General features: G+C 47.3%; 13 protein-coding genes. 7 read left to right on the top strand and 6 right to left on the bottom strand.

All coding sequences use genetic code 11. The annotated features are described in order from the left end of the window. The first annotated feature begins 26 nt into the window (after positions 1-26). The 3 genes from VNK96_02055 (at position 27) to VNK96_02045 (ending at position 2,177) form a co-directional block, all read left to right on the top strand. Positions 27-1,109, top strand: coding sequence for a J domain-containing protein (locus VNK96_02055; GenBank protein ID HWP30499.1), 1,083 nt, complete (start codon positions 27-29; stop codon positions 1,107-1,109). After that, positions 1,106-1,537: a MerR family transcriptional regulator gene (locus VNK96_02050; protein ID HWP30498.1), complete on the top strand. Its 432-nt coding sequence runs from the start codon at positions 1,106-1,108 to the stop codon at positions 1,535-1,537. The genes VNK96_02055 and VNK96_02050 overlap by 4 nt, the downstream gene beginning before the upstream one ends. 136 nt (positions 1,538-1,673) lie before the next feature. Beyond that, complete coding sequence (locus VNK96_02045) at positions 1,674-2,177, top strand: hypothetical protein (GenBank protein ID HWP30497.1); 504 nt, start codon at positions 1,674-1,676, stop codon at positions 2,175-2,177. Between the two features lie 101 nt (positions 2,178-2,278). Here VNK96_02045 and VNK96_02040 read toward each other — a convergent pair whose 3' ends face one another. From VNK96_02040 to VNK96_02025, 4 genes are read right to left on the bottom strand one after another with little or no spacing between them, the layout of a single operon-like run. After that, positions 2,279-2,554 carry a hypothetical protein gene (locus tag VNK96_02040; GenBank protein HWP30496.1) on the bottom strand — a complete coding sequence of 92 codons (276 nt, stop codon included), beginning with the start codon at positions 2,552-2,554 and terminating at the stop codon, positions 2,279-2,281. A gap of 23 nt (positions 2,555-2,577) precedes the next feature. Continuing rightward, positions 2,578-3,537: a xanthine dehydrogenase family protein subunit M gene (locus VNK96_02035; protein HWP30495.1), complete on the bottom strand. Its 960-nt coding sequence runs from the start codon at positions 3,535-3,537 to the stop codon at positions 2,578-2,580. Next, positions 3,534-5,630 (bottom strand): xanthine dehydrogenase family protein molybdopterin-binding subunit, encoded by a 2,097-nt coding sequence (locus tag VNK96_02030; GenBank protein HWP30494.1) that lies wholly within the window; start codon positions 5,628-5,630, stop codon positions 3,534-3,536. The genes VNK96_02035 and VNK96_02030 overlap by 4 nt, the downstream gene beginning before the upstream one ends. Positions 5,631-5,664: 34 nt before the next feature. Further along, positions 5,665-6,303, bottom strand: a complete 639-nt coding sequence (locus VNK96_02025) for a (2Fe-2S)-binding protein (GenBank protein ID HWP30493.1) — start codon at positions 6,301-6,303, stop codon at positions 5,665-5,667. Positions 6,304-6,419: 116 nt separating this feature from the next. On the opposite strand from VNK96_02025, the gene VNK96_02020 reads away from it, so the two are divergent. Beyond that, complete coding sequence (locus tag VNK96_02020) at positions 6,420-7,169, top strand: hypothetical protein (protein HWP30492.1); 750 nt, start codon at positions 6,420-6,422, stop codon at positions 7,167-7,169. A gap of 45 nt (positions 7,170-7,214) precedes the next feature. Next, complete coding sequence (locus VNK96_02015; protein ID HWP30491.1) at positions 7,215-8,129, top strand: hypothetical protein; 915 nt, start codon at positions 7,215-7,217, stop codon at positions 8,127-8,129. Here the strand turns inward: VNK96_02015 and VNK96_02010 are convergent. Continuing rightward, the gene (locus VNK96_02010) at positions 8,109-8,921 is read right to left on the bottom strand and encodes a nucleotidyltransferase family protein (GenBank protein HWP30490.1); all 813 of its coding nucleotides are present in this window, start codon (positions 8,919-8,921) and stop codon (positions 8,109-8,111) included. The genes VNK96_02015 and VNK96_02010 overlap by 21 nt on opposite strands. A gap of 104 nt (positions 8,922-9,025) precedes the next feature. Between VNK96_02010 and VNK96_02005 the strand changes: the two genes are divergently transcribed. Beyond that, positions 9,026-10,483, top strand: a complete 1,458-nt coding sequence (locus tag VNK96_02005) for an MATE family efflux transporter (protein HWP30489.1) — start codon at positions 9,026-9,028, stop codon at positions 10,481-10,483. Between the two features lie 166 nt (positions 10,484-10,649). Here VNK96_02005 and VNK96_02000 read toward each other — a convergent pair whose 3' ends face one another. Next, complete coding sequence (locus VNK96_02000) at positions 10,650-13,307, bottom strand: GH116 family glycosyl-hydrolase (protein HWP30488.1); 2,658 nt, start codon at positions 13,305-13,307, stop codon at positions 10,650-10,652. Positions 13,308-13,348: 41 nt separating this feature from the next. On the opposite strand from VNK96_02000, the gene VNK96_01995 reads away from it, so the two are divergent. Next, positions 13,349-14,203, top strand: coding sequence for a deoxyribonuclease IV (locus VNK96_01995; GenBank protein HWP30487.1), 855 nt, complete (start codon positions 13,349-13,351; stop codon positions 14,201-14,203). The last annotated feature ends 10 nt before the right edge of the window (positions 14,204-14,213 follow it).

Below are 14,213 nucleotides of genomic sequence, written 5' to 3'. Positions count from 1 at the left end.
GCCGCAGAAATTTTCACTAAAAGAGTATGCCCACACAAATGGCGGGAAAAGATTATTATGCAATTTTAGGGGTGAGTAGAGATGCTGACCCTAAACAAATCAAGTCCGCCTACCGTCGTTTGGCAAGGAAATATCATCCTGATGTAAATCCAGGAAACAAAGAGGCTGCCGAAAAGTTCAAAGAGATTTCAGAAGCATACGAGGTATTGAGCGACCCCGAAAAGCGCAGACTTTACGATACTTATGGTGCGAATTGGGAGGCAGCGCAAAGGATGGGAGAAAACTTTACGGAAGCGCCCGGTGGTTTTCGCATCGAGTGGGGCGAGTCACCGTTCGGATTCGAAGATTTATTCGGGCAATTTTTCGGAGATATAGGGGGGGGCGTTCGTGAGAGGGCGAGAATCGTTCCGCGCGACGTGGAACAAACCATACAAATTACGTTAGAAGAAGTAGACACAGGCACGAAGCGCACATTGACCTATCAGGTGGAAGATGCTTGTTCTACCTGCCGTGGACAAGGAATGGTGAAAGGTCCTCGAACGGCTCGATGCGCTCGATGCGGAGGAACGGGAAGAGAGCGCGGCTTGTTAGGACTGACACAACGATGCAATGTCTGCAACGGAACGGGTTATACTGGTCAAGAGTTGTGTCCGACTTGTAGGGGGGCAGGCAAGATTCCGAATACACGAAGAGTCGAAGTGAACATTCCGGTAGGTGTTTCGGATGGTGCGAGGCTAAGAGTGGCTGGGGGGGGTTCGATGGGTGCCGACGGACGACGTGGCGATTTATACGTCGTCGTCAAAGTTGCACCGCATCCTCTTTTCAAGCGCAAAGGCGACGATTTAGAGACGGAAATTCCGATAGACTATACGATTGCTGCTCTCGGGGGAAAAGTCAATGTAAAGACATTGCGTGGAACGGTGGAGATGACGATTCCACCAGGAACACAAACTGGGCAGGTCTTTCGATTGGCTTCTCAAGGTTTGAATCGCATGGGTGGAGGTAAAGGGCACTTGTTCGTCAAAGTGAACGTGGTCGTTCCGAAAAACATTTCGGATAAAGAGAAACGATTGTTAGAAGAAATCGTGAGAGCGAGAAAAGGCTTATGAGTGAACAAGTAGAATCGAAAAAACAAGAAGACGAACGCAAACGACCGCTGTTTCGAATAAGCGTTGCGGCGAAACTTTGCGGTGTCCATCCGCAGACTCTTCGTTCGTATGAACGAATGGGTTTCCTTCGACCCGCGCGGGAGGGAGATAAAAATAGGTTATACAGCGAGGAAGACGTTTTACGTGTAAGACAAATCCAGCGTTTGACGAGAGATTTAGGTGTCAATCTCGCCGGTGTGGATGTGATTTTGAATCTTTTAGACCAATTCGAAGAAATGCGCAGCGAGATGGAACGGGAGATGCAAAATTATGTTCAAGAGGTAGAACGAATTTTGGCTGCTTATATGAGAAACCCTTCTGCTCCCGTTCGCAAGGATGGGACGTTACCGATTCCGAAACTGAAGTTCAAAAAGATTCCGAAGATTTGAAAATAAAAAGTTCTCCCATACTTTCTTCAGTTCTTGCTAACGTGATGAAGGAAAGTTATTTTGAGCCCTCTTAAAAGACTTTTCCTCTTCGCTTCACTCGAAAGGAACATAGGATATTCGGCAGTAAAGAGCGAACATGGAGGATAAAATAGGCGTCATAAAGAAAGTCATGAAAAACCTATGCATTATCATTCTCTTGCTCCTCGGCTTAGCCGGAGTATATGCACAGAAAACGGTTACCGTAACGATTTATCGAGTGATGCAAGTAGACAATCTCGATGTGCCCGATATAGACCCGGATCGCGCAGATTTCTATGCGCAGATTTGGATTGCAGGGAAAATGTATCAAACGAGGGTTTTCAGCACGGATGATGGACGTCCCTACTGGCGCTTTTCTATGCCGGTAACGAGTCGTGTGGTGAGAATCCGCATTAAGTTGCTCGATGATGACGGTAGCCTCGAGCGAAAAGACGATTACGTGGACATCAATCCTCGAGATAACAAAAAAGACCTGAACTTTACATTCGACACGCAAACCGGACGCATCCGCGGTGATGTTACAGGGCGACGTGGTCGAATGATATTTTCCGAAGGCAAACATGATTCGGATAAAGGAAGAATTTGGTTCAAGGTCGAATAATTTTTCTCTACTTTTGTTAAGTTTGAATGCCTCGACGTTATTCTGTCGAGGCATTTTGAATTCTTGGCAAGCGCTAAACCTCTGCTCTTGCTATTGATTTATCAAGATTCTCGTTCCGATTCTGGGATTAATTTCGGACGATATTCTCGAATGGTTTCGCTGAAGCATTCTCTTCCTGGTTGGCAAATCTCTATTTCCGCGATTTCGCCATCGGGTCCGAAATTGCTGAGCGTTTTCCCGCACCAATAAATGCGTGGAGACGCGCTTTCCCTCTCGGAAAATTCAGCGTGTACGAAATCTTGTTTGCATCGCAAAAAAGCGCAGGCAGATTTTTTCAGCGCTTCTGTTTTCGTATCTTTCGTAGATTTCGTTTCCATTTTGATCCTTTAGTCGTTACCGATTAGACTTTTCCTGAGGCTTCCAAAATCGCGATTTTCACGACGTTCGCCGTGAGTTTCACTTTATACGCATTGTGAGAAAGGGGGGCAGCGGTACTCACTGCTGCACGTCCCGCTGATTCGGCAACGCTTTCCGAAATTTTCTTCCCTTTCAAGGCATTTTCCGCTTCACGACTTCGCCACGGAATCGGGGCGACACCTCCTAAAACGATACGCGCATCAGCAATCGTATCTCCGTCCATCTTCAGCACCGCAGCGCAACTCGACAAAGCCCAATCGAAAGAAGGCCTTTCTTTGACTTTGTAATATGTGGATTTCGAACCTTTCCAGGTATCGGGAATTTCCACATGCGTTACAAGTTCGTCCTTTTCGAGAACGTTCTCCGCGTGAACATTTTTGCGAGGCAAGATGAAGAACTCTTCGAGTTTCATCTTTCGTTTGTTCGTGACAACGGTAGCATCGAAAGCGATGAGGGGGGGCGCCAAATCGCTCGGGTGAATGATATAGCAAGGTCCTCCGCCTAAAATCGCGTGGTATTCATTGTTTCCGCCGACTGCAAAACAAAGCTCGCCGCCTTTTTTTAGACACGGTACTTCCTTATCGCGAAAATACCAGCAGCGTGGACGTTGACAAAGGTTTCCGCCGAGAGTACCGACGTTTCGAATTTGCGGAGAGGCAACGGATTCCGCAGCTTGGGCGAGCGCGCGGTAATTCGTGAGAATTTCTCGGTGATTCGCCAATTCAGTGAGAGTTACCAGCGCTCCTAAACGCAAACCTTTTTGGGAAGTGATTTTGTTCAGTTCGGGAATAGATTTGAGGTTGATTACCGTCGGGGGTTCGATAAGATGTTCTTTTAGAAGACAGAGCAACTCGATACCGCCAGCGAGGAATGCCCCCCCCTTCGATGCTTCGTTAGCGGCCTGCTCGATATTTTTCGCTTCGAGCCATCGGAAATTGTTCATGATTTTCCTCCTAATGTATCGAACCATCGTTTCGGAGTGATCGGAAGAGTACGAATGCGTACACCCGTTGCGTTGTATACGGCATTGCCCAATGCTGCAGCGGTGGGAATTACGACGGGTTCTCCGATTCCCGCGACGCGGTCGTGCGTTTCGAAAAGAATCGGTTCGATTTCCGGAACCTCGAGAGAGCCGACGACTTTATAGGCTTCCATGTTCGGATTAAGCATTCGTCCCGTTTGATCATCCATTTTTCTATCTTCGAATAGCGCCATGCTCAATCCCTGAATGACCCCCCCGATGATTTGGCTTTCCGCTGCAAGTTTATTTAGGAAATATCCGCAATCTTGAATTGCGACAACTTTAACCGGACGAACGTGTCCCGTCCATGTGTCTACTTCGACTTCGACGAATTGAGCACCGGCAACCCCCCCTTGCTGTAGCGCCGGATTGAATTCGCCATGCTCTACGATTCCTCCCATAGGAAGACGCGCACAGGCTTTTTCGAAAGAAATGGATTTCGAAGGGTCCGATTTCGAGCGAATCTGTCCGTCGACACATTCCAAATCTTCCGGAGGGACATTCAGAATTTCAGAAACGGTTTGGAATAACTTAGCACGTGCTGCGAGTACTGCCATTTTCACGGCAGGAGAAACACTCGCTGCGGTCGTCGAGCCGCCAGAGCCTCCACTCGGTGGCAATTCCGAGCGCCCGATTTCGCTTTTTATCTTTTCGATGGGGAGTCCTAAGTCCTCCGCGACGATTGCTGCGACGTAAGTGCGTGTACCCGTTCCGAGGTCTTGCGTTCCGATTCCTACCCAAACACTTCCATCGTTTCGAATCCGCACTTCGCAAATAGAGCCTTCGCCTCCACCGCCCCCCCATGTGCTCGATGCACAGCCGATTCCTCTCTGATAGCGTCCGGTCGAAGCGCCAGGTTTTTGATTCCTGCGATTCCAGCCGATTCTTTCGGCACCTAAACGAAGTTGTCGTGCACGAACTTCACTGTTTTGATTTTTGATTCGCACTTCGAGAGGATCGAGACCTAATTTACATGCCAACTCATCCAAAACGGTTTCCATGAGAAAACTGGCTTGCGGATGCATCGGAGCGCGCAATGCTCGAGCGCTTCCTGTGTTCGTGGATACTCCTCTCATACGAATGCGTACATTAGGAACACTATAAATATAAGGTAACGGTGCGCGCCAGGAGCGGTTCGACCCCCCCGTTCCCCATAAATCTGCCTCCATTGCGAGCAACTTTCCATCCGAATCTATCGCAGCCTTGCACCGCATTAATGCATCGGGACCGTTTCCCGAAGCGACTTGTTCTTCGTATCTATCGAGCATGAGTTTGACGGGGCGTCCTGCTGCTTTTGCGAGACGCACTGCAGTAATCCCTTCGATTCCTGCGCTGAATTTGCTTCCGAAACCGCCCCCCATATATTCGCAAATCACTTTGACGTTTTCTGAGGGAATTCCGGTTGCGGCTGCTATTTCTTGCGCGATGCCGTGAACGGCTTGAGTGCTTACATAAAGAGTGAGTTTGTCATCGGATTCCCAATGCGCGACAACGCCATGCGTTTCTAAACATAAATGTTCCCGAACTGGAACGTAATATTCGCCTTCCACTGTGGCTGCGGCTTTTCCCCACAAAGTGGATGGGTCTTCGCCTCTCGAAATTTCTTGAGGCTCCCCCACCCTGTCGGGATTATCCATTCCGATTCGTGTGTTTACGACATGAGGGAATGTTTCCCATTCGATTTCGATTGCGCGAATTGCGTCTTCGGCGATTTCTTCGGTTTCGGCGGCAACCGCTGCGATTTCATGTCCCGCAAATCGGGCTTGTCTTCCCAAATCATCCAAGATCACGAGAACTCCTGGAATTCGTTTTGCTTTCGAAATGTCTATCGTTTTTACGCGCGCATTAGGATAAGGACTGCGCAAAATTTTTCCGTACGCCATTCCGGGAAGGGAAATATCATAGGTGTATTTCGCTGTGCCTGCTACTTTCGCAGGACCGTCCACTCGTGGAATGTTCTTCCCTAAATATCGCGTTTTATCTCGCGGATTCCAGCGAACTTCTCTTTGGCTCATTCCTTTCCTCCGTTTTTATTTTTTTTTATATCGTTCACGCCATTTTTTTCGCAGCGTTGTATGCGGCTTCGAAAACACGGTTGAACGTGCCGCAGCGACAAATGTTGCCTTGGCATGCTTCGCGGATTTCTTCCATCGTGGCTTTCGGATTAGCGCGAATCGCTGCAAGACAAGCCATTACGAATCCAGGAGTGCAAAATCCACACATTAAAGCGTCTCGTTCGACGAACTCTTTTTGCAGTGGATGAAGTTTATCGGGAGTTCCGAGGGCTTCGACAGTAGTTATCTTTTTGCCCTGCGCATCTACTGCGAGCATCAGGCAAGCATAAACGGGTTTGTCATTCACAAAGACAGTACAGCCACCGCAGTTTCCTCGGTCGCAGATTTTCTTTGCGCCAGTGAGGTGGAGTCTTTCGCGCAAAGCATCCAAGAGAGTAACCCGAGGCTGGAGGTGTAAGCGATGAGAACTTCCATTCACGTCGAGAGTGATTTCGATGGCACCTTCTGGCTCGAAGCCTTCTCGAGGAGTTTGAGTGGCTGTCTTGGCTCCTTGAGCGCAGACTGCCGAGGAAAGAATGGAAGCGCTAATCGTGGATGCTGCGACCACTCCGCTCGCTTCTCGGAGAAATTCTCTGCGACTGATCTCATGCTTACGATTTTTATTGCCTGGCATGATGGGCTCCTTTCCCATTAGGGTACTTAATTTGTACTACGTTTTTCCGAGGCTTCTATAAGTATGCCTTATCTTTTGGTTTTGTGACAGTCTGCGATAGGTCATAATCTTTCCGAATGCTGAACGAGGCGCTGCGAAAAATCTATAAAGTGCAGAAAGTGGATGCAGCGATACTGGAATTAGAACGACGCTTCGCTGCATTAGACCCTGGCGAAAAAGCGAGACAGCGTTACGAGGAAACGAAGGCGGCTTACGAAGTGGCTGAGGAGAAATTAAAGTCCCTGCGCAGCGAGGCACAGGATTTGGAATTGCTTTCGAAGCAACTCGACCAGAAACGTAAAACGGAAGAAAAACGACTTTATCAAGGAGGGGTTTATAACGTCAAGGAAGCGGATGCAATAGAGCGAGAAATCGAGAGTTTGAAGAAACGAAGCGCCGAAGTGGACGAAAGACTGTTAGCTCTTTGGGAGGAGATAGAGCCTGCAAGGATCGCTGCTGAGGAAGCGAAGAAAGCTATGGAGGAGGCGGAACGGCAGTTGAAAAGTTATCAAGAAAAATATGCGAAGGCGAAAGCGGAATTCGAGGCAAAACTCGCACAACTTCAAGCAGCGCGCAGAGAAGCCGTAAAAGGATGCGATGAAGAACTTTTGCAAAAATACGACCAATTGCGGAAAAAACTGGGGGGGATAGGCTTGGCTCCGGTAGAACATGACGAATGCGGTGCGTGCCATGCGAAAATTGCGAAGAGGATTTTAGAAGCGATCGCGGAAGGGGAATCTTTGGAAAGGTGCGAGAATTGCGGAAGGTATTTGTTTATGGATGAAAAGCCTCGTGAAAATTCTCGGGAGGATAGTTCGACGAAATAAGTCGATTTGGTATTAAAGGATTATTTTTATTGCAACATCGAATTTATGACAGAACGTGAATTATTTGCTTTTTTAGGTCATTCTTTAGAATCGGATTCGTCGGTTGCATTGAAGCCTCCGCGTTTGCCTGCTTTTCGATGGGAAATCGGACCGCTGTACAAAGTTCAGTATGTCATCGAGTTCGTGGGGGGGCAATTGATTCCATCAGGGCATGCGAAAGCATTATTCGATGTAAAGCAGCAAGCGTCGTACGGCTACCCTGAAATGTTCGTTACCGTTCCTGGGCAAAAACGATGGCAAAAATTATGGGCAGGCGACGATGCCGTCGTCTATGATTCCTTAGCGTTTGCATGGGATTTTATAAAAGCAGGAAGATTCCTCACAGCGCAAAGTGCAAACGAGTTATTACAGCGATGCGAGAGATTGGCACAGTCATGGAACAGGCGCGCAATTCCTCTCCCTCATCCGAAGGATGTGGATGCTGTCGTGAAAAATTTGCTCGACGTACAAAGTTCTCTCGATATCGGGGTGGAATTGTTTCTGCCATTCCAAGAAACACTTCAAGTTCTTAGTACGGGATACCGATTGGGTTTTCGTATTTATGAATCCGGTTTTTTAGAATGGCGCGTAATGGGTTGGGAAGGGTCGCTGCTCGAAGTGCGTCCTCTCGACGAACACGAATCTTTCGATTTGAAATCCCATCCTAAAATCGAAGGGATTTCTATCGGCTACTCCTTGCCCCGAAGCCCATCTCCGAGCGAATTAATGGAGCGGCTATTCGTTGCTGCGGAGGTTTTTGCGGATGTAGGGAATGTGTCCATCGAGGATGCGGATGGTCGCTTGTTCACGGAAAAGACGAAATCGGAATATCGAGAGAATCTCCGAAAAGCATTAGAGCAATTCAAAATTATAGGGTTAGAGCCTGGAAGTCCTGAAGCGTTAAAGATTTTTTCTTCGTAATTTCTCCCAGTGCTCGTTGATGGTCATCCACTCTTTCGCCGTGTCGAAATCGAGAGTGGTTGCAGGTGAGCAATCAGGAACGATAATTGCCTGCCCCCCCAAAAGTTCACCGACTCGCTTTTCCGCTTCTCGTATATCGATTTTTCCCGATAAATAACGAGCGATGTCTATCATTCCGAGTTTTTTCCCGATTTCGAAAAAGAGTTTCCAGAAACGTTTGCGATTTTGCGATGCTTCCTCGAGCAGTTCGAATGTACTTTCGAAGCCTTTTCGGGAGGCTGCCAAAAGTGCACCGCTCGCAAACCGTCCTTCTCGAAATCGAAGAAAACGATACCGAAACTCGGGAAAACTTTTACAAACTTCTGTGGCGGGTGACAATCCGATAGCAAACCACGAAGAATCTAATGGAACTTCGAGACGCTCTAAAATTTTCGAGCGAAAGTCCCGAAGATGTGCATCGCTCAAAAGCGGAGTATCGCATGGCAGAAAACAAAATGCTTGTTCGTCGCATTTTTCCAGTCCGTTTCTCGCAGTTCGAATATTCGTTTCCCCCGATTGTACGAAAATCGTGTTCGATGAGGGTTCGATAACGCGATGCACCTCCTCTGGAGCAGCGATGATTATCCTTTCGAAAGAAGCATGTAAGCATGCGCGATAGACATACTGAATTGCTGGCGTTCCGCCTACTCGAGCCAAGGCTTTGAAGTTTTCGCCGGATGCGCGTCGGATGTCAGGAGGGGCAAAACCTCCGGCGGCGATAATCGCTGCCCAATTCGATGCTTTCGAGTTCAAAGCGGTTTCTCTAATTTCATGTGAAAATTATGATGATAGTCATGCTAAAATAAATCGTTATTCTTCCACACGAATCCTTCATTCTTCTTTAGTTACTTACCATTTTGAAAGAAAAGGCGATAGCAGACGGAAGTTCGCTCGAAAAATTAGAGTCAGACGCTCGACCTGTCGAGGAGGCCGTGCCGGCGAGCCTCGATAAGGCGAGCGCGCATCGTATCGTTTGGGGGCTTGCATGGCCCGTTATCGCCCTCAACTCGTTGCAATTAATCAACAACCTTTTGGATGCAAAGTTTATTGGCTCGTTAGGAAAAGACGCTCTGAGTGCATCCGGTGCAGCATTCGGATTAGTTTTTTTAATGAGTAGTGTTGCCATTGCAATCGGAACGGCAACGACGGCTTTGGTAAGCCGTTTTTACGGTGCGAGAGAAGACTTGAACCTTTTTCATTCCAGTCGTCAATGCATTAGCCTTTCTTTGTGTTTGGGGATTCTTCTTGCCATCACGGGATGGATTTCTTCACCACTGCTCGCTTCACTATTTATAAAAGATACGGGTTCTCCGGCATATCACCAACTTTTAGAATACTTGGGTCCGCTTTGGTTGGGAATCCCCCCCATGTATGTTGTTTTTACCATTGCTTCGGCGCTGCGTGGAGTGGGAGATACGAAGCGGCCTATGTACGTCTCGGGATTCCAAATTCTATTGCATATATTTTTGAATTACCTTTTGATTTTTCCTTCGCGCGATGTTTCTCTTTTAGGAATGTCGTTTCGAATTCCGGGCGCAAATTGGGGCATAGCAGGTGCTGGATGGGGATTCGCAATTAGCGCTTGGGTTGCAGCAATTTTGTATTTTCCCGCTTCACGAACTACGCCTTTAGGAGAGATATGGCGTATGGAGATGATTCGCCTGGAGTGGTTGAAAAGAATTTATCGAGTCGCTGCGCCGGCTGGAATTGCCGCATTGATTCGGGTTTTGAGTCTCAATTTTTTCTCTTTAGCGTTGAGCAGAACGGTAGAAGGTCCTGCCGCATTAGGGGCGTTGCGTGTTGGTTTTGCAATGGAAGGAATCGCTTTCATGCCGACTTTCGGATACATGGCTGCCGCCTCGGCTTTGGTGGGGCAAAGTTTGGGAATGAAAGACGAAGAACGCGCCGAGAAATTGGCATGGTCGGCTACGCAACAAGCAGAGGTGATCATGGTCGTTATGTCGTTATTTTTTATTTTGTTCGCACAACCTTTGGCTTCTTTCTTCGTAAAGGACCCTTTGCAGTTGAAACTTTCTACGGATTATTTGATCATCATTGCGCTCACAGAACCGTTTTTCGGTTATACGATGGTGTTAGCCGGAGCGCATCAAGGTGCAGGTGATACTGTGAGACCCGCATGGATTGCGTTCATCTCTCTTTGGCTTTTGCGCGTTCCGGCGGCATGGATTTTTGCAGTTTGGATGGGTTTTGGAACTGTAGCTGCATGGTGGGTGATGTCCATAACGCAAGGAATTCAAGGAATTTCGATGATTATCAGTTTCAAGCAGGGAAAATGGAAAAAGAAAGAAGTTTAACGGTTTCTATCTCGTAAGTTTCTTGCTGATTTATTCGGATGATTTACTATTTTGGAAAGAAACTTACGACGATGCGGTGGAAGGTAAAAAATAAATCGCGCCTCACGCGTTCCCACTATTTTTGGGAAGAGGAGAAAAACATAAATCGCGCCTTACGGCGCTCCTACTATCTATTTTCGGAAAGTGTAATAACATCCCCTGCTTCTAATGTCGTTCCCAGTTCGCAAACCCATGAAGAACCGGTGCTTTTCGCAGGAAAAGAACGGCTTCGATAATGAACTTTCCCATCCGGCAATTTCGTTTTCTTCAAAAGATTTTCGTGAAAACCGAAAACGAGTTCATTTACTGTAATTGTTCCCTCCACGAGTTGTATTTTTCCGTCTGCCTTCTCTCGTTCGATATTTGCTTCTACAATTCCATACGCTTCGCCAGCAACGAAAAACGACTTACATATACCAGGTTTCCACGAGAAGCGAAACTTCAATGTCCCCCCCTTATCGAGAGAATATTGCGCACCCGTGATAGCGGGCAAAAGGCTGTAAATGCTCATCGAACGCACGTAATGGTCGCCGCATTCGATTTCATTGAAAGGATTTCTGAGAGTTCCTGAGTAGCGGTCTCGTGTCGCTTTGACAATTTGCATCCCTTCCGATACCATGCCTTCGTAAATCATGAGGGAAGCGAGCGCGTATTCGACCCCCGACCAAACTTCGTCCGAATACAACAAGGGAACTTTGGGGCGTTTTCCAGGCTCATACGTCGCATTGAGCACACCTCGTTCATGAGGAAGAGCGTATTGACGTGGAGTTTGTTCGATTCCTCGAAAATCCCGACGAAAATTTCTACGAAAAATGGTTTCGAGCGCTTTGCGAACATGGTCTTTCGGGAGAACGTATCCCAAATCACAAATATGTGCCCACCATTGCCCGAGAAGTTGGTCGGCGATGCACCCATCTCCGTACTGGTATTCGTATTGATCGAATTCTACGATTTGTCGGTAATACTCTCCATTCCAGCATGTCTCGTCATACAAGCGTGAACCGGATTCGAATCGCTTGCGGCATTCCTTTGCAACGTCAGGATGGGATTCTTCGAACATTTTTTCGCATGCTAAAAGCGCCGCTAAATACTGCGTGCCGATAAATGTGTTCGGTCCATAGAGATGGATGTCATAAGTATTCGGTTGTTCTCCTCGAATCATTCCATCTCCTTGACTGTCGTGCACATTCATTGCATATCGAATCGCCCGCAAAACATGTAGTTTGGTTTTTTCCTTCCAACTTTCGTCATTGAAGGCTCGCCAATGTTGATAGGTTTTCAGGATTGCGGCGAAGAGACCGTCTATTGCAGGGTTCGTAGGACCTCCGATGGGAACATTCCATAAACGCGGAAGATGCAAAGGTACGATGGTGCGGTGGGGCAAGTAACCGGATTCGTGCTGATTGTGAAACCAATCTATATCGCGCATATCACGATGAAGTTTTCGCCAAAATGCAAAAAGAGTCTGGTCGTAGTTCCAAACATGAGTACAATTCAAGGGGCAGCAGCCTCCTGCAGCATTCGCGCCTCCGCTGAATGCTCCACGCCCCCCCTCGAATCCGTAAAAATGTCCATCCTCGGAACGGAAGGTTATGTTGGTGCGGAGTGGTACTAAATTCGCCGTAATCGCATCCAATAAATGATAGGGAAGGCTCGAATCGTAAAAAGTGTCGTGAAATTGAAAAGTTTTCGACCGCAAAGTTTCGAGATTTCGAAGCACGTATTCAGCAACTTCTCGCACATTACCGAACCGTTTGCAATAGTGGTTTCCCAAATAGTAGCGACTGAAATCTCGCGGCACTACTGAGAGGGCTTGGTCGAAATCTACATAGCGATTCGGAAAGCGCCAAAAGAACATCGCGGTAAAACGCACAGTTTCTTTCGGCTTCGCTGGCTTGCGGGAAACTAAGGCTGCATTCCACGTTTTTCCTTCCTCGCTGATCCCTTCCGTAGCCTTGTGTTCTAAATCGCCATCCGTAGCGAAATCTCCCCATAAATCGCGCATTTCGTTCCACTGAGCCTGCGCCGATAATTGCCCCCCCGAAACTAATAACATCATTTCTCCTTGCGATGGATGGTCTTCGGATAGTTTCGTATTGAGCATCTCGACCGCATAATGGTTCGGAAACTTTATTAGGCGATTATAATTTCCTCCGTAGCCTTCGTTTTCGATTCCTCGAATCGTACTGACTCCGTCCCATCCAATTGCGTTTTGCAATGAGGCGAGCAGACTAATATGGCCAGAGGATTCACTTTCATTCGTTATTTCGAATTCGAAAATCGCAACGGGAAGACCGCTATTTTCTTCGTCGAAAGGAACGAGAGGAGACCATGCGGTAAGTCGACAGCGAAGCGGAATCTCCTCTAAATCGAAATGGATTTTTGCAATAGGGTATTCGCCACAAAATCGCGTCTTAGACGCTGTGGGAAAATCTTCGAAGGCTCGTATGAGTTCTTCGGGAATAAGGTAATCGCTTATTCCCGGTGCATTTTCATAGTGACTTTGTTCCCAAAACTCCTTGGTGAGCAAAATGCATGTGTGTGGTTGGTAGTCGTCGGATGAAAAACCCACTGCAAAGAAGGAATAGGGTAGGTATGCACAATGCTGTATGCGATTTGCTATTTGAAATTGCCGCAGTGAACCATCGCCGCAAATCGAAAGATTGCCTGTTCCTATTCCCCCCAAAGGCATTGCAACACATCGCCTTTCTTTGTCGAGATACCAATGTCTATCGCTTCCGTCCCATATTGTTTTGAGCCAAGTCGCGTTCGTGAGTCTCTCCATCGTTTCCATCCTACCCCTGATAGAGTAGCATTCTTCGCAAAATGATTAGACTCATCGGAGCGCATATACCGACTGGTGGTGTTCTCCATAAAGCGCTTTATCGAGGGAAGGAAATCGGATGCACAGCGGTGCAAATTTTCACTTCGAATCCTCAGAGTTGGGCAGAGCGCAAACTTACGAAAGAAGATATAAAACTTTTCGAAGAAGCGAAAGAGAAAACTGGAATTCGCGCCTTGTTCTCTCATTGTGCTTATTTAATTAATCCCGCATCGCCGGATAGAGAATTGCGGAAGAAAAGCATTCTTGCTCTCGAAAAAGAAATGAATCGGTGTGCAGCCTTAGGAATTCCTTATACGATAACTCATTTAGGCGCGCATAGTGGCGTCGGGGAAGAGGTGGGGCTGAAAAATGTCGCTGAATCTATTGAACGAATTCTCGATGAAACGCCAGATTCAGTCGGCTTGATTATGGAAAATACTGCGGGCTCGGGTTCTACCATAGGATATCGATTCGAACATTTGGCAAAAATCCTCGAGGCAAACAAAGGGCATAAGCGTTTGAAGGTTTGCATCGACACGTGTCATCTGTTTTGTGCCGGATACGAGATACGTCATGAAGAATCCTATGAAAAGGTGCTTAAAGAATTCGACAAGATTATCGGGTTGGAACTATTGAAGGTGATTCACGCGAACGATTCGAAATATCCTTTCGCTTCGAGAAAAGATAGGCACGAACATATAGGAAAAGGTTATATCGGTGACGATGTCTTTCGTCGAATGATCAACGACCCGCGGTTGTTCCATGCTCCTATGATTATCGAGACACCGGATACCGAAAAAATGGACAAGATGAACCTGAACAGACTTCGTTCTTTTTTGAAAAAGGGGATAAAATGAATATGGAGAA

It is taken from the genome of Fimbriimonadales bacterium (genome assembly GCA_035559795.1).
GTDB lineage: Bacteria > Armatimonadota > Fimbriimonadia > Fimbriimonadales > ATM1 > DATMAR01.
Note: the sequence above shows the minus strand (reverse complement) of the source record. Positions and strands in the feature narration are given on the sequence as shown.

What these genes read in the sequence shown, in the direction of transcription:
- VNK96_02055 (HWP30499.1), top strand. Translation starts at nt 27, where the DNA reads ATGCCCACACAAATGGCGGGAAAAGATTATTATGCAATTTTAGGGGTG.
- VNK96_02050 (HWP30498.1), top strand. Translation starts at nt 1,106, where the DNA reads ATGAGTGAACAAGTAGAATCGAAAAAACAAGAAGACGAACGCAAACGA.
- VNK96_02045 (HWP30497.1), top strand. Translation starts at nt 1,674, where the DNA reads ATGGAGGATAAAATAGGCGTCATAAAGAAAGTCATGAAAAACCTATGC.
- VNK96_02040 (HWP30496.1), bottom strand. Translation starts at nt 2,554, where the DNA reads ATGGAAACGAAATCTACGAAAGATACGAAAACAGAAGCGCTGAAAAAA.
- VNK96_02035 (HWP30495.1), bottom strand. Translation starts at nt 3,537, where the DNA reads ATGAACAATTTCCGATGGCTCGAAGCGAAAAATATCGAGCAGGCCGCT.
- VNK96_02030 (HWP30494.1), bottom strand. Translation starts at nt 5,630, where the DNA reads ATGAGCCAAAGAGAAGTTCGCTGGAATCCGCGAGATAAAACGCGATAT.
- VNK96_02025 (HWP30493.1), bottom strand. Translation starts at nt 6,303, where the DNA reads ATGCCAGGCAATAAAAATCGTAAGCATGAGATCAGTCGCAGAGAATTT.
- VNK96_02020 (HWP30492.1), top strand. Translation starts at nt 6,420, where the DNA reads ATGCTGAACGAGGCGCTGCGAAAAATCTATAAAGTGCAGAAAGTGGAT.
- VNK96_02015 (HWP30491.1), top strand. Translation starts at nt 7,215, where the DNA reads ATGACAGAACGTGAATTATTTGCTTTTTTAGGTCATTCTTTAGAATCG.
- VNK96_02000 (HWP30488.1), bottom strand. Translation starts at nt 13,307, where the DNA reads ATGGAGAGACTCACGAACGCGACTTGGCTCAAAACAATATGGGACGGA.
- VNK96_01995 (HWP30487.1), top strand. Translation starts at nt 13,349, where the DNA reads ATGATTAGACTCATCGGAGCGCATATACCGACTGGTGGTGTTCTCCAT.